Source organism: Aureivirga sp. CE67, assembly GCF_015767245.1.
Taxonomy (GTDB): Bacteria; Bacteroidota; Bacteroidia; order Flavobacteriales; family Flavobacteriaceae; genus Aureivirga.
The window spans coordinates 213,741-233,932 of the sequence record NZ_JADOTV010000003.1 but is presented as its reverse complement, the minus strand read 5'-3'; the positions used below and the strand labels follow the sequence as shown (position 1 = coordinate 233,932).

General features: G+C 27.0%; 18 protein-coding genes and 1 riboswitch. Of the genes, 8 read left to right on the top strand and 10 right to left on the bottom strand.

What is annotated here, in order from left to right:
* Window positions 1-48 precede the first annotated feature (48 nt).
* A complete protein-coding gene (locus tag I0K12_RS06960; RefSeq protein WP_196886500.1) occupies window positions 49-1,290 on the bottom strand; it encodes an alpha/beta hydrolase-fold protein in 1,242 nt (413 codons plus the stop codon).
* 21 nt (window positions 1,291-1,311) lie between these two features.
* Entirely contained in the window at window positions 1,312-2,559 is a 1,248-nt protein-coding gene (locus I0K12_RS06955; RefSeq protein ID WP_196886498.1) for a tetratricopeptide repeat protein, read from the bottom strand.
* A gap of 188 nt (window positions 2,560-2,747) precedes the next feature.
* Here I0K12_RS06955 and I0K12_RS06950 point away from each other — a divergent pair, with 188 nt between their 5' ends.
* From I0K12_RS06950 to I0K12_RS06940, 3 genes are all read left to right on the top strand, one after another.
* Complete coding sequence (locus I0K12_RS06950) at window positions 2,748-3,203, top strand: hypothetical protein (protein WP_196886496.1); 456 nt, start codon at window positions 2,748-2,750, stop codon at window positions 3,201-3,203.
* An 88-nt stretch (window positions 3,204-3,291) separates the two neighbouring features.
* Complete coding sequence (locus I0K12_RS06945) at window positions 3,292-3,876, top strand: DUF4291 family protein (protein ID WP_196886494.1); 585 nt, start codon at window positions 3,292-3,294, stop codon at window positions 3,874-3,876.
* Window positions 3,877-4,201: 325 nt separating this feature from the next.
* Entirely contained in the window at window positions 4,202-4,861 is a 660-nt protein-coding gene (locus I0K12_RS06940; RefSeq protein WP_196886492.1) for a hypothetical protein, read from the top strand.
* 7 nt (window positions 4,862-4,868) lie between these two features.
* Here the strand turns inward: I0K12_RS06940 and I0K12_RS06935 are convergent, their stop codons facing one another.
* The 5 genes from I0K12_RS06935 to I0K12_RS06915 form a co-directional block, all read right to left on the bottom strand.
* The gene (locus tag I0K12_RS06935; RefSeq protein WP_196886490.1) at window positions 4,869-5,651 is read right to left on the bottom strand and encodes a glucose 1-dehydrogenase; all 783 of its coding nucleotides are present in this window, start codon (window positions 5,649-5,651) and stop codon (window positions 4,869-4,871) included.
* A gap of 155 nt (window positions 5,652-5,806) precedes the next feature.
* Complete coding sequence (locus I0K12_RS06930) at window positions 5,807-6,388, bottom strand: hypothetical protein (protein WP_196886488.1); 582 nt, start codon at window positions 6,386-6,388, stop codon at window positions 5,807-5,809.
* A gap of 3 nt (window positions 6,389-6,391) precedes the next feature.
* Complete coding sequence (locus tag I0K12_RS06925; RefSeq protein WP_196886486.1) at window positions 6,392-9,202, bottom strand: MSEP-CTERM sorting domain-containing protein; 2,811 nt, start codon at window positions 9,200-9,202, stop codon at window positions 6,392-6,394.
* Complete coding sequence (xrtK, locus tag I0K12_RS06920) at window positions 9,186-9,716, bottom strand: exosortase K (RefSeq protein WP_196886483.1); 531 nt, start codon at window positions 9,714-9,716, stop codon at window positions 9,186-9,188. Before xrtK ends, I0K12_RS06925 begins: the two co-directional genes overlap by 17 nt.
* A gap of 176 nt (window positions 9,717-9,892) precedes the next feature.
* Window positions 9,893-10,426, bottom strand: a complete 534-nt coding sequence (locus I0K12_RS06915; RefSeq protein ID WP_196886481.1) for a hypothetical protein — start codon at window positions 10,424-10,426, stop codon at window positions 9,893-9,895.
* 82 nt (window positions 10,427-10,508) lie between these two features.
* On the opposite strand from I0K12_RS06915, the gene I0K12_RS06910 reads away from it, so the two are divergent.
* The gene (locus tag I0K12_RS06910) at window positions 10,509-10,940 is read left to right on the top strand and encodes a thioredoxin family protein (RefSeq protein ID WP_196886479.1); all 432 of its coding nucleotides are present in this window, start codon (window positions 10,509-10,511) and stop codon (window positions 10,938-10,940) included.
* Between the two features lie 70 nt (window positions 10,941-11,010).
* Here I0K12_RS06910 and I0K12_RS06905 read toward each other — a convergent pair whose 3' ends face one another.
* Both I0K12_RS06905 and I0K12_RS06900 read right to left on the bottom strand, forming a co-directional pair.
* Window positions 11,011-12,081 carry a YncE family protein gene (locus I0K12_RS06905; RefSeq protein ID WP_196886477.1) on the bottom strand — a complete coding sequence of 357 codons (1,071 nt, stop codon included), beginning with the start codon at window positions 12,079-12,081 and terminating at the stop codon, window positions 11,011-11,013.
* Between the two features lie 4 nt (window positions 12,082-12,085).
* Entirely contained in the window at window positions 12,086-13,933 is a 1,848-nt protein-coding gene (locus I0K12_RS06900; RefSeq protein ID WP_196886475.1) for a TonB-dependent receptor plug domain-containing protein, read from the bottom strand.
* Between the two features lie 31 nt (window positions 13,934-13,964).
* A riboswitch (cobalamin riboswitch) is annotated at window positions 13,965-14,145 on the bottom strand.
* Between the two features lie 96 nt (window positions 14,146-14,241).
* Between I0K12_RS06900 and I0K12_RS06895 the strand changes: the two genes are divergently transcribed.
* From I0K12_RS06895 to priA, 3 genes are all read left to right on the top strand, one after another.
* Complete coding sequence (locus I0K12_RS06895; protein ID WP_196886473.1) at window positions 14,242-14,745, top strand: bifunctional adenosylcobinamide kinase/adenosylcobinamide-phosphate guanylyltransferase; 504 nt, start codon at window positions 14,242-14,244, stop codon at window positions 14,743-14,745.
* Window positions 14,746-14,769: 24 nt separating this feature from the next.
* Window positions 14,770-15,165 carry a c-type cytochrome gene (locus tag I0K12_RS06890; RefSeq protein WP_196886471.1) on the top strand — a complete coding sequence of 132 codons (396 nt, stop codon included), beginning with the start codon at window positions 14,770-14,772 and terminating at the stop codon, window positions 15,163-15,165.
* A gap of 335 nt (window positions 15,166-15,500) precedes the next feature.
* Window positions 15,501-17,951, top strand: coding sequence for a primosomal protein N' (gene priA / locus I0K12_RS06885; protein ID WP_196886539.1), 2,451 nt, complete (start codon window positions 15,501-15,503; stop codon window positions 17,949-17,951).
* Here priA and I0K12_RS06880 read toward each other — a convergent pair.
* On the bottom strand, window positions 17,948-18,358 hold the full coding sequence (locus I0K12_RS06880) for a hypothetical protein (protein WP_196886469.1): 411 nt from the start codon (window positions 18,356-18,358) through the stop codon (window positions 17,948-17,950). The genes priA and I0K12_RS06880 overlap by 4 nt on opposite strands.
* 216 nt (window positions 18,359-18,574) lie before the next feature.
* On the opposite strand from I0K12_RS06880, the gene I0K12_RS06875 reads away from it, so the two are divergent.
* Window positions 18,575-20,191 carry a S8 family serine peptidase gene (locus I0K12_RS06875; RefSeq protein ID WP_196886468.1) on the top strand — a complete coding sequence of 539 codons (1,617 nt, stop codon included), beginning with the start codon at window positions 18,575-18,577 and terminating at the stop codon, window positions 20,189-20,191.
* The last annotated feature ends 1 nt before the right edge of the window (window position 20,192 follow it).

Here is a 20,192-nt window from a genome sequence, read left to right as displayed (position 1 = left end):
TATTTTTTAATATTTCATACGAAATTAAGTATTTAATTTTGAATTCAATTAATTGGTTTTTAATTTTTCTTCAAAGTGTGCAATTCTTTTTTTGTGATAATCAGAATTACTTAGTTCATAAGCTTTCTTTACATATTCAAGCGCTTTTTTGAAATTATTATTTCTCTCATAATATTCTGCATAAGAATCATAGACATTCGGACTTTCAGGATAAAACTGAATTGCATATTCAAAATACATTTTCGATTTCATATTTTGGCCAACATCCATACTCATATATCCCAAAGCATTCAACAAATCTTCTGGGTAAGGAGCAACATCATATTTAAAATGAGATTTTAATTTCTTAGCTCTATGTTCAATGATTTTTTTCAGTTCTTTTGTAGATGTTTCAAAAGAATTGAATTTATCTGTATTTTCCATTTGATACCATTCGAAATTTGCAATCATTCCATCCATAATCGATGGAAAAGGAATAGTTCCATGTAAATCTCTTTTATAAAATTTCCAATCCAAATTCATTTTAGGACAGTTTTGCTCCAAAATCTCTTTCAATTGAATATTTGATCTTGCAAAAATTGTCATTTCAGATTTATCTTCCATCACATTATCAATAGTGATATTTGAATTTTGCATATGTAACTGCCCTCCAAGAGAAATAAAAACAGATTTTTCTTCAAGATTTAAATTCTTTTTATTTTGCTTGAAATCTTTTACTAATTTTTGATTATCCCAATCCAAACTTGGGTCAATTGCAATATAATTTTCGAAAAGATGAGGTTTGTGAAGTAAAGTGTTTAAAGTAAACAATCCACCATACGAATGTCCGATTAAAGTTCTATAATTTGTTGCAGCATATTTGTTTTCAATATGTGGAATTAATTCTTTTTCAAGAAAATCTGCAAAAACAAGTGCTTTACCACTTTCATCCGCTAAAGGCATTCCATATAATTTTTCAACTTTAGAAATAGTCAAATCTCGAACTCTATTTTCCTGATTAGAGATTCCAACCAAAATCATCTCTGGGAAAAATCCACCGCTATAATATTGATGCACATCTACAACAGTTGGTAAAATCATTTCACCATCTAAAATATAAACCACAGGATATTTTTTAGACATATCGTAATTCTGTGGAAGTTGGACATAGAAATCTCTATTTTCTTTTAAAATTTCAGAATAAATACTTTCTTTTTTTCCAATAGAAATTAAATATTCTTCCTTGTTTTGACTAAAAGAATTTATAGAAAAACAAAGAAATAGGATAAGTAAATATTTTAATTTTTTCATTTTATTTGATTAAGGTTCGTTTTATTTCATAAATATTTTCTTTTTCAAGCTACTGATTCTTCCCAGAGCAAATTCCGTAGATTGCTTATTCTTATATTCATATCTTCGGACATAAGTTTCATAAAGCTCCAAAACATCTTTATCTTCTTTTTTTAGAATATCATAAAGATGTGCTTGTTGAAACAAAGCTTTGTAATTTCCTCCATTTTGTTTCAATGCAATATGGATATGTTTTAAAGCTTTCTTATATTTTTGATCTTCTTTAAATAGCATCGCAAGCTGGAAATGCTCTTCATCTAATTTTGGTTGTCCAACAGCAATTGCTTGAAAATAATATTGAGCTGCTTTGTCCGAATCTCCTTTTTCTCGATACATTTCTGCAACATAAGTATAAGTTTTATGATTTTCTGGATCTCCAAAGATTGCCTTTAAATAACTTTTTTCAGCTTCATCCCACTTTTTTTGTTTAGTATAAATCATTCCTTTAATAAGAAAACTAAAATATTCTTTAGGATAAATGGCATCGTATTTTTTCAAATATTCAAAAGCAGTATTATATTCTTTAGCTATATAAAGACGTTTTATTTTCTTTTCATTTAATTTTTTGTCACTTGGCGAAATCTCTAAAGCTTTATCAAGAAAAATATTACTAGAATCTGGAATTTTCATTGAAGAGTATGAACGTTGTAAGGCTTTCAAAGTTTTAAAATGCATCGGATCTCTTTGAAAAGCTTCTTTATACATTCTATGAGATTGCGGAATATGTAGTAGTTTTTCAAGAATTGTTCCTGTCAAATAAGGATACATAGGATTGATAGAATCCTGATTTGTAAGATTCAAAAGATATTCATAAGCTTTGTCATAATTTTTAAACTTTAAATAAATCAGACTCAATTGATATTTTGCGGTAATATTCAATGAATCTTCTTTGATGATAGCTTCATAAGTGTCCAAAGCTTTTAATTTTCTTCCAACAGAATTGTAAATTTTTGCAATTTTCAGTTTGGTTTTTAGACTTGGTTCTTTTTCATTGTACTTCAAATAATAGTCCAGTGCTTTATTCTTATTTTTTGAATTATAATAAATATCTGCAATTTTCTTTATAAAAATAGGTGAGGAGTCTTTTTCTTTTTCTATGAGTTCAATAGCTTTCAAATAATTTCCATTATCAAAAATACTGTCAGCTTTATATAAAATTTCTTCCACAGAATTTTGAGAAAAAATGAAACTAAAATTTAAAAGAAAAATTAGTAGTAATAGTTTTTTCATATATACGAATTTATTAAGTGTTTGAGTTGCTGTTTTATCAAAATTAATACCGAGTTTTATGTTGATATGTAAAATAATTATTAAGGAAATGTAAATAACAGAAATAAAGATTGGTGAGTAAATATTCTTTTGAAGTCTCTTTTATGTTTAAATAAATACTAATATTGTGCAAAATTATTTCGTTTAAAATGTCTGAAAAAGAAAAAGTACTATTTGAATTTAAGTCCGAACAAAAATTAAGTTTAAAAAGAAGAATCTTTGAGAGGATGTTAGTTCCTCTTATAATATTTCTATTTGGAATAGCCAAAAATTCCTTGATTCTATTTGTAATAGCTATAGTTTTATTTATTGGTTTAATGTTGTTAGCGATTTATTCTAAAAACAAAAATTATATCGATGAACTTATAATAACTGAGAGAAAAGTTCTGATAAAATTCCAAGATTTATTCAAACAAAAAGAATTGGAATTAAGTAGGAGTGATGTGAACTCAAAACTTTATGTTGAAGGTTTAAGAAGTGTTTCTCATAGTTTAGAACTTAGTTTTGAAAAAGATTCTAAAACAAAAATAAAACAACATCAAATTTTTGATTGGTCTTCAGAAAAGTTAGTTGAGGTGGATAATTTACTTAAAGTTAAAAATTAGATAAGATAGCAATAACTTAAATGATTCTTTTTAAGTGTTTTAATTTTTGAAAATTTCTATATATTAGCTCGCAAATAAAATTATTAAAATGAAAAAATTAATTTATGCAGACTATGATGATGAAGGTGTTTATCTTTATCAAGCATTTAAACCTGAAATTGTGAAAGTAGCCGTAGAGTTACAAACGTTTGGAAAAGGTTTTGGTTTGGATAGAATTACTTGGATTAAACCTTCTTTTGGTTGGATTTTGAGAAGATCGAAATATGCAACTAAAAACAGAATGCAAGCAATTGCTAGAATTAAAATTACACATGAAGCCTTTTTAGAAATTTTAGAACAATCTATAATTACACATTGGGATTCTGAGATTTATCCTTCTGAAGATACATGGAAAAAACAGTTGGACAATTCAGATGTAATTCATCAGTGGGATCCGGAAAGAGATATTATTGGAAAAAGACTGGATCGACAAGCAATTCAGATTGGAATTCGTGGAGAAGTTATTAAAAAATATGTATCCGAATATATTATTTCTGTGGAAGATGTAACTCCTTTAGCTCACAAACTCGGAGAACTAAAAAAGAAATATTCTAGACACTTCCCGAAATTACCCGAAGAAAAAGAATATGAAATTCCAGAAGAATTATTCAAAAAACTAGGATGTACAAAATAAGAAAAGACCGATTATTCGGTCTTTTTTATGTTTAAATCTTATTATCTCACTTCAATTTAAATAGATAATTTAAAAGAATCATTTTTTTATTTAAATATCAAAAATGCTCAACTAAAGCCTTGCATTTTAATTTATTGTAAAATCGATTTTCTTTCCATTTTTAATGGAAAAAAGTTCATAATATTGTTCAATTATTTTAAATTGTATGTAGAAATCAAATGAATCTTTTAACTGAAATACTAAATCTTGTAATTTTTAAAGATTACAGACAAAAGGAAGCTTTTGAAAATTTAAATGAAATGGTAAAATATTTAAAACAAATTGCATGAGAATTATAATTCTATTATTAATATATATAACAAACTTTTGGTTTAATTCAGAAAATAAACAGGTTTTAGGGATAAACGAAAAAGAAATTTCTTCAAATATTATTTTAAAGAATAAAAAAAATATAGAAAAATTAGTTCAAGAATTTAATGTTTTTTTAAATAATTCAGCTGCTTCAGAATTTAATTTTTATCCAAAAAAGGAGTATAAATCTAATTTTGTAGACTTATTTTTTAATAAAAATGTAATTGAAATTAAAGGTTTTGGAAACAAAAAATATAAAAACTGGAAAAAAATAAAAGAAGCTGATCTCGAAGTTTTTCTAATTAAATATAAAACAGAAAAAGATGCAAAGACTGCTTTTTTAAAGTTTAAAGAATTTTCTAAAGAATATATTCATAGATCTGTAGGAGAACCTGAAATACCAAGTGAATTTGTATTACAAACAACGATTCCAAAATCTGGAAGTTTTATTTTTTCTACAGAAAATTATATTGTTTTATTGGCAAAAAGATGTAGAGGGAATAGACTTAACATTCCTTGGGATGAATACGAAGAATTATTTTTAAATAAATTAAATATTCATGGCAAGACAATAGAAGTTGTTCATTCAGATTGTGGAGATGGTAGATTTAGTAGAAAAAAAATCACTATGTAATTTCATATCAATCCAAAGTCTGTACACCACCACCATTTACAAAAAGAATTTGCCCGCTTACCCATTCAGAAATTGGCGAAGCAAAATATAAAATAGCTCCAGCTATATCCGAAACTTCACCCAATCTTTTAATTGGCGTGCCTTTCAACATTTTTTCTTCAATTTCAGGAGTAAGAACTGTTGAAAGTGCATGCGTTTTTGTAGCTCCAGGACCTATTGCATTCACACGAATCCCAAATGGTCCATAATCAAAAGCTAAATTAGCTGTCATATGATTAATTGCTGCTTTAGAACTAGCGTAAGCACTGATATTTGGACTTTTATTGATAGAACTCATCGACGAAATATTAATAATCGATCCATAAGCATTTTTTTTCATTTCTTGAGCACACAGCTGAGAAAGTCTCCAAGAACTAAAAACATTTAATTGAAAAACTCTAGCGAAATCATCTACAGAAATTTTAAATGGATTTTCTCTACCAGCTCCGCCACCTCCAGCGTTATTGACTAAAATGTCTACACGTCCAAATTCTGATTTGGCAAGATTAACCAAATTCACTAAATCTTCATCTTTTAAGACATTACACTCTGTCGCTATTGCTAAATTTTTTCCAAAAGAATTATTAATTTCTTCAGCAGTATTTTTTGCATCATTTATATTTAAATCTGCTATAATAACATTGGCGCCATGCTGTGCTAATATTTCACAAGCACCTTTCCCAATACCGTTTGCACCTCCAGTTATTATAGCAGTTTTTCCTTCTAAGTTGAAAAGATTTTTTGTTTCCATTTTAAAATGATTTGTAAATAAAATTACGATTAAATCATTTTTAGATAAAAATTAGGCTGTTAATTTAAAACCAAAAAATGAAAAAATGTATTTTAATAATTCTTTAAAAGAGAATACAAAAACATTAATAACAGAATCATCTTCTTTTTCATTATTTAAGGTAATAACCAAAACCTAAAACCTCCCCAATAATTTCTGTAGTTTTTAGAAAAAGAAAGTAAGTTTTCAGACTTTGGTAAATTATTTTTCATAGCATATTTGTTGTAATCATTTTCAGATTTAAACTCCAGCATTTCTGAGGAGCTTAAATCTAAAATGAAATATTTGTTTTTATATTTATAAAACCAATCTTCAAGATTTCCACACAATTTACCATTTTGAACTAAAAATCTTGTAGTATGAATGTCATGATTATCACTGGATCTAATATTGTTTAAATAACCGACATCTTCCCAATTTGTATTTTCTATTTTTTTCCAATGACCAATCGGAATTATTGGTCCATCACCTAATCCATGATTTCCCCAATAAGTAAAAGAGAAAAGTAATAAACATTGTGAAATTATAAATCCAAAAACAAACCAATATTTCTTCTTATTCTTTTTCAGTTTTTGAATCTTTTGATTATTCTTGAATTTTCCTATAAAAACTATAATCAGAATCAGTAAATACGCATAAATAGATGCTTGAATTGAAATCTTAAATAGTTGAAATATAAAATGAAATAATACTTCCATTGATTATTGATTTTGAATTGAAACTTTACGTAAAAAATGTTTAATCTTTTTTCTATAAATAATTATTAAAAACAAAATCAACACAATATACATACTTGGCTCACTCATTCTTTGCGCTTCTTCTCCAGCATCTAGAGTGTTTTTACCTGAAAGAATTTCTTCTTGTTTTTTCAATAAAGCTTTTTTCTGAGATTCATTTTCTACAACTATATAAGAAGTAAAACGATTCATAATTCTAGATTGAAAACTATATTTTACTTGTTTTTTCCAGTCATTTTCTAAAGTATTTGGATATAATAAAAATGAACGATTTTTCGCATCCATATATAACCCTGTAATTGCTGAATTTTCTTGAATTAAATCTTCAGGAATATTAAAAAGTTCATTTTTTAGAACTAATTCCGATCCTGAATTATTCGCTAAAAATCGTGATTTAGTAAGGTTAATTTCGTATTCCAAAACAGATTCAAAATTTTTGTTGAATTCATGAGAATCTATTGTGTTTCTAGGTTTCTTGATCAGTGAATGCGTTTCTAAATTTCCATTTTCTATTAGATTATAAAAGAAAGGGTTTTCAGGAAAAGTGAATTTTAAATCAGCGAAATCTTTATTTAAAATTGCTTCATCAAATTCATCAGTAATTGTGATAAAAATCGGAAAAGTCTTCTCATTATTCATGTAAGATTTTACTAGATTTTCTCGAATTGCTCGATCTAAATAAAAACCACCTTCTTTTTTGAAAATTTCATATTCAATTTTCCAGTTTTCATCATATGAAACTGTCTTTTGTACTCGATTTACAAATGTAATTTTAGCATTTTTAAAGAATTCTGGATGCTTTTTCTGTAGTTCTTCCATTCGATTTTCAAGAGTAAAACGATCTAAATTTTTTGAAGTATCTATAAGAAAATGAAAATATCCTTTTCGTTTTATTTTTAGTAAATTATCTTTTTCTTTAGAAGTCAAGAAAACAAAATCATCGTTCTCATAAAAAGCAGAAGAATTATTTTTTTCTCCTAATTGTACTTTTCGATCATCTATTTTAAACAAAAATGGTTCTTTATGAATAATTTCAAATCCAGTTTTTCTTAATTCTTTATTTGCAAAAGGAAAAACTCTAAAAGAAATGGTATTTCCTGTTGTATAGAAAAGAATTCCTGGATCTCGATTTACATTTTTGATACTTGAATAAATCCATTTTGCAGCTTTTTTTTCGGCCAAAATTCCTTTTTCTTTTTTATCACCAACATATAAATAATAATCATTAATCCAAGCTCCTTCTGGTAGATTCAAAATAGTGCTATATTCTCTAAAACCTCGATCTAAATTATTCAAAACCTCCAAATCGATAGTAGAAATCCATACTTTATTTTTCGAATCAAAAACACTTTTATGCTTTAAATCTTTTATTATAACATCTTTTTCTTTAACAAAATCTACTATAGGTTTTTTATATTCCTTTCCAAAAAATATACTTTCAATTTCGTTTAATTTATCTTCAGAAAGTGTCAAATTATCTAAAACAATCCAATTGTAGTAGTTAGAAATAAAAGGAAGCTCATTTTCAAATAATTGATCTCTTTTTTGTTTATTATGACGAATGCTTTTGATGACTTTTTCTAGCGATTCTGTATTAATATCTTTAGTGACAAAATAATTTGGATTGTAGATATAATCTAACGTATTCATAATTGTATTTCTGTCTTTGATAGATTTTATGGTAATTCCAATCGGAATTATTAGAAAACCAACAATCATTAAGGTTATTAATTTATTACTAGAAAATTGTTTTGAAAGATTGTCGAAATCTGTTCTTAGTTCTTTAACTTGAATAATAAAAAGAAAAATAGGAGCTAACATTAGAATTCCTACTCCTAGAAAAATAATTGCAATTAATGAAAATGGAATTAATGGTAAAAAGATTACAAAAAAGTATAAAGAAAAAGTGAAGCAAATAGATTTAATAAAAAATAATAAAATATTAATTTTTGGATTCGAAGTTGATCGGATTGTTAGAACTATTCCATTGACAATTGTAAAAAAATATATCCAAAAATTATCGAACTTTCCGATAAATTGTAAATTTCCTTCAAAAGAATAAGCATAGATTAATAGACCTAAAAGCGGAAGTATAAAACCAATACAGAAATTAATATGTTGCTGATATTTATTACTTTTTTTAGAATTAGCTCTTTTTCTAGTAACGATATAAAAGAATCTGAAAAGAAAAAAGAAAAACGCAATGACACTAATCACAAAAAGTAAAATTCCTATATTTTCAATAATTTCATTACTTCTAAATTTCCAGAAACTAGAAATCACATTTACTACAATATACCAGCTAATCGGAATTGCAACTGCTATACCCATATTTACTAATGCATTGTGTTTTTTGTGTTCTGGTGTCAGAATTTTTATCCCGCAAATCATTAAATAAATCAATGTTGGAATAATAAAAGTTCCTACATATTGAAAAATATTATCCGTATTTGTAAGCCATCTTGGAACTCTCCAAGAACTATAACTACTCATGTTTTTTATAAAAAAAATAAAAAAAGCAGCAAAAGTGATAAAATGAATTATCGTAAATTTTAGTGATATTAATTTCTTTTTTGTTATTAAAAAAATCGAATGTACTAATGCAATAATACTTACGGATCCAAGAAAAATGAAAAGATAATTCCAGTTTTCTTTTGCTTTTTCATCTAGATATGGCGTGATTAATTCAAATTGATTGTAGCATATAATTGCAAGAATTAGTACAGGAAGAGTACTTATAATCAACATCCATTTTGGATTAAGAAAGTTTTTCATAGATTTTTTTGTTTAAAATTTTATTTGTGAAATAATAGATCAGGATTAAAAATGTAATTGTTGTAGTATAACCAATAGCTTGATGTGTAATATTTGGATAAGTTTCCATTATTTGAAAGTTTAATTCTTTCAAAATAAGGTTGCTATAAATCCTAAAGAAATTTATGATAATAGTAATCGAATAACTAAAGATTAAACTCAAAAAAAGTGAAAGAAATAACCAAAGATTCTTATTGATTTTTGAAATAATTAAAAAAGAGAAAATTAAAAAAGAATTCATCCATAAATGAAAACCAGCACAAGATTTATCAATATAGATGTGGAATTTTTGAAAATAAAATCCATCTTCTTTTGTAAAAGTAGAAGTGGAGTTTGTTGCAAATTCTAAAAGTAAACTAACTGGTTTTGTGAGAAAAAGTGTATTCTCAGAATTTGAAAACTTGAACAAATAACTTAGAATGATAAAAATGAAAATTACCGAAAAGTAAAATCCAAATTTTTTGTTGATTAGCATATTTTTTATCTAATGATTAATAAATGTTGATATCATAACTACGAAATCAAGATTTTATTATAGAATGTTTAATTGTTTTAAAAAGAACTTTGAAAAGCAAAGTAAAATAATAAAAAATAAATCAGCAAGAATATTTTGAACTATTTTACTGATTTATATAAGATTTTTGTCAGATACTACTTCGTTCTAAAACTTAAAGAACCACATTGTGAAAATTTTGATGCATTTGCGTAGTCAAGTTTTTCATGTTTTACGAAATCACTTAAAGTTTCTTCTAAATACTTTTTATCCTTATCCGAAATGTTTTTGTTTCTAATTTTATAAGTAAAATAATCAACTTCTCCATTTTTTTTAAAATAGACTTTAGATGTTACTTTTACCAAACTATCTTGTGTTTCCCATGTATGCTCTTCTTTACTTTTATAATCTCCTATTGATTTTATAAAATTTGTCCAACTATTTATAAATTGATTTTTATCTTCTTCACTAAAATCATCTTTAAATACAGAAGTATACAAACTATCTGGATTTGTGCTTCTGAAACTTTTATAAGCAATCGTGTCATAATTTGGGATAATCTCCGAATTATATACTTTTTCTATTTTAATCTTTTTTGAAGGTTTAGTTTCAATTTTACTTTCATTTTTGCAGCTTATCATGCTTGCAGAAGAAAAGATTAAACTGAAAAGTAGTATTTTGTTTAATTTCATTTTAATTTGTTTTTTTATTTACCATGCAATAATTATTCCGAAAGCTAGTTAATGTAAAAAAGTTTATTCAAAAAAAATACTTATGAAAACTCTTAAAATTATCTTTTTTGCTTTTTTTCTATCGTTAAGTTTCACGTCATTTTCTCAAGAATTAAAACCATTGAAAACATGGAAAGAAACTGTTGACACCTCAAAAAGAGAGAATAAAAAAATAATGTTGGTAATTACAGCATCAGAATGGTGTAAGCCATGTATAAAAATGAAGAAAAAAGTTTTTTCAGATGTCAATTTTATCAATAAAGTAAACGAAGAATATGTTTTATATATTTTGAATTATCCAAATCCAATTATAATAGATAGTCCAGTATTTATAGAAAGCGAACGTTTTGTTGAAAAATACAAATCGAATGCTTTACCTTCCATTTTTATCGTAGACTCAGATGAAAATTTGATCAAAACTATTAAAAAAGTAACTTCCTTGAAAAAAGTAATGCAACAACTTGAAGTTTTATAAAATAAAAAAGGTAACAAACTAATGTTACCTTTTTCTCTTTTTATTTAGAATATAATGACTAACCTCTAGATTAGTTTATTTGATTAAAAGTCACACTATTTGGAATAATACCAACTTCTAATGATTTTTCTTCTGTTAAAGTATTTAAATCATAAACTACAACAGATCCGAAAGAAATATAATCTTTAGCATCCGTAACGAAAATTTTATCTTTTCCTACTTTTAAACCATAAGCATTGATTCCATCTAAAATAGCTTGTGTTGGTAAAGATTCACTAGAAGTTTCTAAAGAATATAATCCTCCATTTAAAGCATAATACATTTTATTGTTGTAGAAATTTAAGTGTCCTGGGTGCTCATCAGAAGCAAAATCCATTGTTTTTTCAATTTCTAATGTAGTCGTATTGATTTTAGTTAAAGAACCAGCAGTTTCGTCTCCAGTCCAAGCTGCTTTTCCAGCTCCCATTACCCATAAATTACCGTTGATGTCTAAAACAGCAGAGTTTGGAATATCTCCAACAGTAATAACTTTTTCAACAGTGTTATCTAAAGTGTTAATCACTGAAACTTTATCATTTTGTCCCCAAGCTCCTTGGTGTAATACAAAAACTCTATTTCCTAAAGTATAGATTTTTTCTGGACCTAATTCCACATCAATTGTACTAGTTACCGTATTTGAGTTTAAATCAACAACTGCAATAAAATCATCATTTTCATCAGAAGTATCTCCCCAGTTTGTAACATATGCTTTGTTTCCAGCAACAGTTGTCATAAATCTTGGATTGTCTAATCCTTCTTCGATTTCTCCTTCTTTTTCAAAAGTAAATCTGTTAGCAATTTTGATTACATGCGAATCATTTACAACGATATATGCTTTATCATTTGAGATTGTCATAGATTGTGCAAGAGATCCTAAATCTTCGTTATTTACTGTTTTGTAGATATCTTTTTTTACCTCAGATAAATCGTAAGGAATGAAAGAAACAGTTCCTGGAGTATTTCCAAAACTTCCTTCGTTTACTACGAACATTCCGTTGTCATAATCTCCGATTGGTCCTGATGTATCGTCATCACTACTACAAGATGTGAAGAATAAACTAGCTGATGCTAAAATTGCGATTGAAATTTTCTTAAAATTCATTTGTCTATAATTTATACGTAAGTGTTAATTGATAATTTCTATTTGGCATTGGTCTATTATAAACCACAGTATAAGGCGTGTTGTAAATATTATTTACTTCCAAACCAATACTTAATTTTTGTTTCTTTTTCAGTTTAAAATCATAATACATCGCAATATTTGAAATATTATATGGATCAATTTCTTGATTACTGTTAGTAAGATTTTTTACAGAATCTGTCCAGATAAAATAATAATTAAATGAAAAAGATTTATAACTATAAGTCAATATTTCAGAAGTTTTGAATTTTGGTACATACATGATTTGTTTTTTCAATTCTGCATCTTCCGAAATTGTATAACTGAAATTTGACGTTAATTTAAATTTATGATTATTATATTTGTAAGTATAATTTCCTGAAAACTGAACACCATAACCTTCCATTTTTGCAACATTAATTGGTTTCCAAACATTTCCAGTAGGTTTCCATTGGATCATATTTTTGCTATCGATTAAATATCCGATAACATTAAATTCTAAATTTTTAAACTTAAAATAATTACCAATTTCAATTTGTTTCGATTCTTCAGGTTTTAAATCCGGATTTCCTTGATTTGGCCAATATAAATCGTTGAAAGTTGGTGTTCTATAATTTGTAGAAGCACTTGAAGTAATTGTATAAAAAGGAAGAATTTTATAAGAAAAATCAACCCCAAAAACAAAAGGAACATCATAAGGGGTCGTCCATTCTTTTCGAACATTCACACCATAATCAAATTTCTTTGTAACCAAATGTCTAAACAAAGCATAAGAAGCAACAGTATTTCTTCGATGACTATCTACCGTACCTTGGCTCCAATTTTTAGTATATTCTAAACCAAAACCTGTCTTTATTTTCTCACTCAATTTTCCAATTAAATCATATTTTGTAACAAAAGTTCTTCCTTTACCAAAATCATGATTTTCTTTTTCTCTATTTGGAAAATATTGATATAAATCTTGAATATAAGCTACTTTTAAGTTTGAATTTAAACCAGATTTTTTATAATTCCATTCTACCAAGCTTTTTAGATTTTCATCCTTTTGTTTGTCTTTTGCTTTGTTAAAAAGAGTAGAAGAGAGGTTACGGTCTAATAAAGTTCCTAAAGAATAAAACTTCAAAGTATTATGATCGTTAAGTTTTGTAGCAAGGTTTAATCCAATATTTAAACCTTCATAACTTCCATTATTCTTTTTATCTGTTCCAAGAAATTTATAATCATTTTCAGATTTGAAAGCATTTGCCGAAAATTTTATAGCAAATTTTTCATTAGCATAGTCCAAATTATATTTTCCTCTATAAGTATCAAAACTTCCAATAGAAGTACTTATTTCATTTTTAAATTTATCATAAAAAGCAAATGAATTATCCAGAAGAATTGTTCCTCCAATAGCTCCACTTCCATAAATTACACTTCCTCCACCTTCACGGATAGAAATATTATCTAAGCTATTTGTAAAAACAGTATTAAAATCTGTTTGTCCATTCATGAAAGAATTAATCGGAATTCCATTCCAAACCACAGAAGTTTGGGACGAAGAAGTTCCTCTAAAAGAAATAGAAGAAAGCATCGAATTCGAATAAGATTTTAAATAAATAGAAGTATTCTCTTGCAAAAAGTTACCAAGAGATTTTGTGTTTTTATCTAACTCTGCTTTTTTGAAATTATAGACTTTAAGTCCAGTAGAAAAGTCACGAAGCTTAATTCCTGAAATAGAAATTTCTTCAAGTTGGTGAATTGTATCTTTTTTTTGATCGTTTTGACCAAATGTATACATAAAGTGTAGCAGAAATGCTACGCTTAAAAATAGTCGTTGTTTCTTAATCCTCATTCTTCATTATTTAACCTTTCACCCGAAAGTTGTTCTAACTATAGTTTCTGATAGGTTTCCTGGCTCACGTCTTATCAAATTCCTTCCCGTAAAAACAGTGGATTTTATTTTTGATAAGCTTTATAGTTTACAGTTGCGGGGACAGCTCGTGATTTTCACACAATTCCCTTTAAAATTCATTGAATTTTAAAACCAAAAATTTGGTTGCTCAAAAACTAGGGCGAAAGTAAATCAAAAATTTCAATTATTTAATATTTTTTTTACAATTTATTTCTTTAGTTTCGAATTCTATTTTATAAGAAAATTATATGATTTATTATGTCACAGGTGGCGAGCGCTCTGGAAAAAGTAGTTTTGCAGAAAATTTTGCCAAAGAGCTAACCGAAAAACCTTATTACTTAGCAACTTCTAGAATTTGGGATGATGATTTCCAAAATAGAGTAGATCGTCATGTTTCAGATAGAGATGAAAATTGGACAACAATTGAAGAGGAGGTAAATATTTCAAAAGTAATTCCAGAAAACGCAGTTGTTGTAATCGATTGTGTGACCCTTTGGTTAACAAATTTGATCACCGATTTTGAAAATGACATCGAGAAATGTTTAATTTTTGCTAAAAAAGAAATTCATGAATTGAATAAAAAGAATGCGAAAATTATTATTATTTCCAATGAAATCGGAATGGGTCTTCATGCACAAACACACATAGGAAGAAAGTTTACAGAATTACAAGGTTGGGTAAACCAAGAAATTGGAAAAATATCTCATGAAGCTTACTTTATAGTTTCTGGAATTCCGATGAAGATGAAATAAAATATTCTTTAATTATTAAAAAATATGAATAAAGAGCAAAAGAGAGGGCTTTTAAATTTAGTTTTGATTTTAATTTTTTTTGTAATCTGTTTTGCTGCTTGTGAAAGAGATAGGTTAATTAATCGAACAGATATCGTTTATGGTTGTGGAACATATTTGGTGGAAAGAGAATTAAATAATGAACAGAAAATCGGAACAAAAATTTTCAATTCAAATTGTGCTGCTTGTCATAAATTTGACAAAAAATTGATTGGTCCAAAATTAGAAAATGTATCTAAAGAAAGTTGGCAGCGTTTTCAAAATTTAGAAATTACAAATAAAGATTCTGTCAACTATCATTATCATAGATTCTTTTTTCAAAATGATAAAACACATTTAGACTCCACTTCTTTAAATCGTTTATGGCAATATCTTCATTAATTTGAAAATATTTGTCTTAGATATTTTTAAAAATGAGTTCTAAATAGATGATTAATTTTTAAAAAAATCCTTTAATTTTGTTATTCATTTTTTTCATAAAATAGATATTAAATATAATTAAGAATGAATCTTGTAAATTATTGATATTGAGTTTTTTACTTTAATATTTTGAAAATTCAAGTTCAATAGATTTTCTTTATAATGATTTTTAAAATAACTTAAAATTCTGTAATACAGGTGTTTAGGTGTTTTTATTTAAAGTAAATGTTTACTTGTTTAAACTCTTAATATTTTGATTATCTGATAATTATGAATTTTAAAAATTAGATTGCGTTATCAAATATATAAATGTCATATTACCAATTTCTGTTCAGAATTTATTCACTTATAGAATTACTGAAGCAGAAGCTTCTTTTTTGAAAAAAGGAATGCGTGTTGCTGTTCCATTTGGAAAATCAAAAATCTATACTGCACTTGTAGATGAGATTCATGAAACTGCTCCTACTCAATATGAAGTAAAAGATATTTTTCAGATTCTTGACGAAGAACCAATTGTAACTGAAAAGCAATTATTGTTTTGGAAATGGATTGCAGAATATTACATGTGTACTCTTGGAGAAGTTTTCAGAACTGCAGTTCCTACAGCTTTTATTTTAGAAAGTGAAACCATTATTTTTAAAAACCAATCTTTCACAGAAGAATCCATTTTAAACGATAACGAATTTTTGGTTTTTGAAGCTCTATCTAATGCTTCTCAATTAACAATTCAAGAAATCAGTAATATTATTTCTAAGAAAAATTGTCTACCAATTATTAAAACTTTAATCAAAAAAGAAGCAATTAAAGTTAAAGAAGAAATCTTTGAGCAGTATAAACCAAAATTGGTGAAATATGTTCGATTACAAGAAAAGTGGGAAGACAATGAAAAACTTGGAGAATTATTAGAAACTTTAAGTCAAAGAGCACATAAACAAAAAGAAATTGTACTTACTTTTTTCCAATTGAAATTAACTGGAAAGCCAATTTCAGCAAAAACACTTCAAGATAAATCAGGAGCATCAAGTGCTATTCTGAAAACTTTGGTAGATAAAGGAGTTTTTGAATTTTATCATATTCAAACAGATCGAGTTTCTTTTCAACCAGAAGAAAAAGAGTCTATCAAGCAATTAACAGAACCTCAAGAAGAAGCTTATCAGAAAATAATAGAATCTTATAAAGAAAAAGATATTACACTTTTTCAAGGTGTAACTTCTAGTGGAAAAACAGAGGTTTATGCCAAAATAATTCAAAGAGTTATCGATGCTGGAAAACAAGTTTTGTATTTGGTACCAGAAATTGGATTGACAACACAATTAATCGAGCGTTTGCAATTATATTTTGGAGATCAAATGACAGTTTTTCATTCTAAATATTCTGTGAATGAAAGAGTGGAAGCTTGGAATCATGTGTTGAATAAAACCGAAAAATCAAAGTTGGTAATTGGTGTTCGAAATGCTGTTTTTCTTCCGTATGATAATTTAGGTCTAATTATTATTGATGAATCTCATGAATCTTCGTATAAACAATCTTTAAAATCACCTTATTTTCATGGACGTGATGCTGGAATTGTTTTGGCTAAATTATTTCAAGCAAAAACACTTCTTGGTTCTGCTACGCCTTCTTTGGAAAGTAGCCATAATGTAGAGCAAAATAAATATGGTTATGTTCCATTGACTACTCGTTATCAAAATATTTTACTTCCAGAAATTGAATTAATTGATATCAAGGAAAAATATCGAAAAAAGCGAATGACTGGGCATTTTTCGGATCGTTTGTTGAAAATGATGGAAGAAGCTTTGGAAGAAAAAGAACAAATTATCATTTTTCAGAACCGAAGAGGATATGCGCCAATTTTAGAATGTAAAACTTGTGGGAATATTCCAAATTGTCCGCACTGTGATGTTTCTTTGACTTTTCATAAACATAGAAAAGAGCTTCGTTGTCATTATTGTAATTATGTGCAAGCTGTTCCACACAATTGTGCAGCTTGTGGAAGTAGTGAATTGGATACAAAAGGATTCGGAACGGAACAAATCGAAATGGAGTTAGAAAAACTTTTTCCAGATCATAAAATTGGAAGAATGGATGCTGACACTACAAGAAAGAAATATGGTTTTCATAATATTATTTCCAAATTTAAAGCACAAGAAATTGATATATTAGTTGGAACGCAAATGCTTGTAAAAGGTTTAGATTTCGATAATGTTACTTTGGTTGGTGTTCTAAATGCAGATACGATGTTGAATTTCCCAGATTTTAGAGCACATGAAAAAAGTTTCCAACTTTTGACGCAAGTTGCAGGGCGTTCTGGAAGATTTAAAAAACGTGGAAAAGTAGCAATTCAAACTTTTAATCCATATCATCAGATTTTACAACAAGTTTCTACAAATTCGTATAATTTGATGTATAAAGAACAATTACATGAACGTTGGGTTTTTAAATATCCACCATTTTATCGTGTGATTAAATTGACGTTCAAACATAGAGATTATCAAAAAGTAGAAGCTGGAGCAAAATGGTTTGCACAAGGTCTACGAAATGCTTTTGAACAAGGAAATGTTCTTGGACCTACAATTCCATCAATTTCTAGAGTTCGAAATGAATATATCCGTACAATTATTGTGAAAATCCCACCAAAACAAGGAATTAAAGGAACGAAGAAATACATTCAGAAAATGAAAAGTACATTTCAGGCTGTAGGAGAATTTCGTCCAATTAAATTTATTGTGGATGTGGATGCTTATTAATCCAAAGCAAAAGATAATGCATCACTAAAACTAGGATAAATAAAAGACAAACTTAAAAGTATAAAACCGGTTGTTAGAAATAATATTTGTTTTAGACTGATTTTTGGAATCTCTTTTTGAGAATAAGAAAGGGAAATATGCGCTATCAGAATTGGAATCAAAATTAAAAATGAAATGATAAAATAACTCATTAATAAATTTTTAATTTCAAAAGGAAGAAAATAATCTATTTTGATGGTGCTTTTTTTCCAATTTTCAGACATATAAATTGGCGAAAAACCAAGTGTATTAGATTTTATAAAGTAACTTATATAAATATCTAAAAGATAAATAACAGTTGGTAATCCTAAAATAAAATATGTAATATCTAATGTCTTTTTCGTTCTCTTTTTTACTTTTTTATTCATAAAATTGAAACGGAATCTTTTCTGGTTTATTTTCCAATATTTTTAATTTTCTTTAATCTAATAATGTACCTCTTAAAAAGCTATATGTAATTGAAACTAAAGATAAAAAACAACTTCATTTTTTTAAGCTTTAAGAAAAAAGTATAATAAGATTTTTATTTTTTGGTTTTAAATAAAAAAATATGGTATTTTGAAATCATAAACACGATAAATCATATGAAACAACTCCTACTATTATTGACTTTATTTATTTCGAGTATAAGTTTTTCACAAGAATCTATTCAGGATGCTTGGATATATTTTAAAGACAAACAAGAAACAGAAAAGTATTTTGAAACACCAACTTTAATGTTGTCTGAGAGAGCTTTAGCTAGAAGAGAGAAGCAAAATATTTCTTTAGATGAAAAAGATATTCCAATAACTTTGAATTATATTTCTGAGATCAAAAATTCAGAAGGAATCCAAATTTTAGCGAAATCAAAATGGTTAAATGCACTTCATATTCAGGGAACTTTTGAGCAAATTTCTGACTTATTAAATAAAGAATTTGTTTTAAAAATTGAATATGCAGATAAAACTTTAAATCAAAATACATTTTCAAAACAAATTCAACCAAGAAAAAATAAACTACAAAGTAAATTTGAAACTACAGAGAGCTATAATTATGGTGATGCAAGGAATCAAATCGAAATGTTGAAAGGTGAGCAATTGCATTATTTAGGGTATACAGGTAATGATATTCATATTGCTGTGATGGATGCAGGTTTTCCGAATGTCGACAATTTAGAAGCTTTTAAATATTTGAGAGATCAAAATAAAATTTTGGGAGGATATGATTATGTTTTAGATTCTGAAAATTTCTATACAGGAGGTTCACACGGTACGATGGTTTTATCAAATATTGCAGGGAATATTAAAAACGAATATGTAGGAACTGCTCCAAATGCTAGTTTTTATTTATTTATTACAGAAGATGGAAGCAAAGAAACTCCAGTAGAAGAAAGTAATTGGGTGGAAGCTCTTGAAAAAGCAGATAGTTTGGGAGTAGATATTGTGAATACTTCGCTTGGTTATACAGAATATGATAATCCAAATTATAGTCATACTTATAATGATTTGGATGGAAAAACTGCTTTTGCTTCTAGAGGAGCTGAAGCTGCTTTCTCTCGTGGAATGCTTTTAGTAAATTCTGCAGGGAATAGTGGAAATAGTAGTTGGAAGTATGTTGGAATTCCAGCGGATGCTCCTTCAGTTTTAAGTATCGGAGCTGTTGATGAAAATGAGGTGATCGCTATTTTTAGTTCATACGGTCCTACTGCAGATAATCGATTAAAACCAGATGTTTGTGCACAAGGTCGAAATATTCCGATTATTAATCCGCAAGGAGAAATACAAGTTTCAAATGGAACTTCTTTTTCTTCGCCAGTTCTTACGGGAGTTATAGCTTGTCTTTGGGAGGCTTTTCCTGAAAAGACAAATAATGAAATTGTAGAAATGGTTAAAAAATCAGCACATTTATACAATAATCCAAATAACCATGAAGGTTACGGAATTCCTAATATGGAAAAAATTATTTTAGAAAATAATATTCAAAATAATTTTACTACTTCTTTTTACCCAAATCCTGTAGATGATGTTTTAAAAATAAATTCAAAAATAAAAGGAGATATGTATGAAATTAATATTTTTGACGTATTAGGAAGAAATGTTTTATCAAGAAAAATGAAAGCTTCCGAAAAATCTATAAATATTAGTACACTTACATCTGGAACATATATCGTTGAATTTAAAAACTTAGGAAATAAAACAACCCAGAAAATTATCAAACAATAAA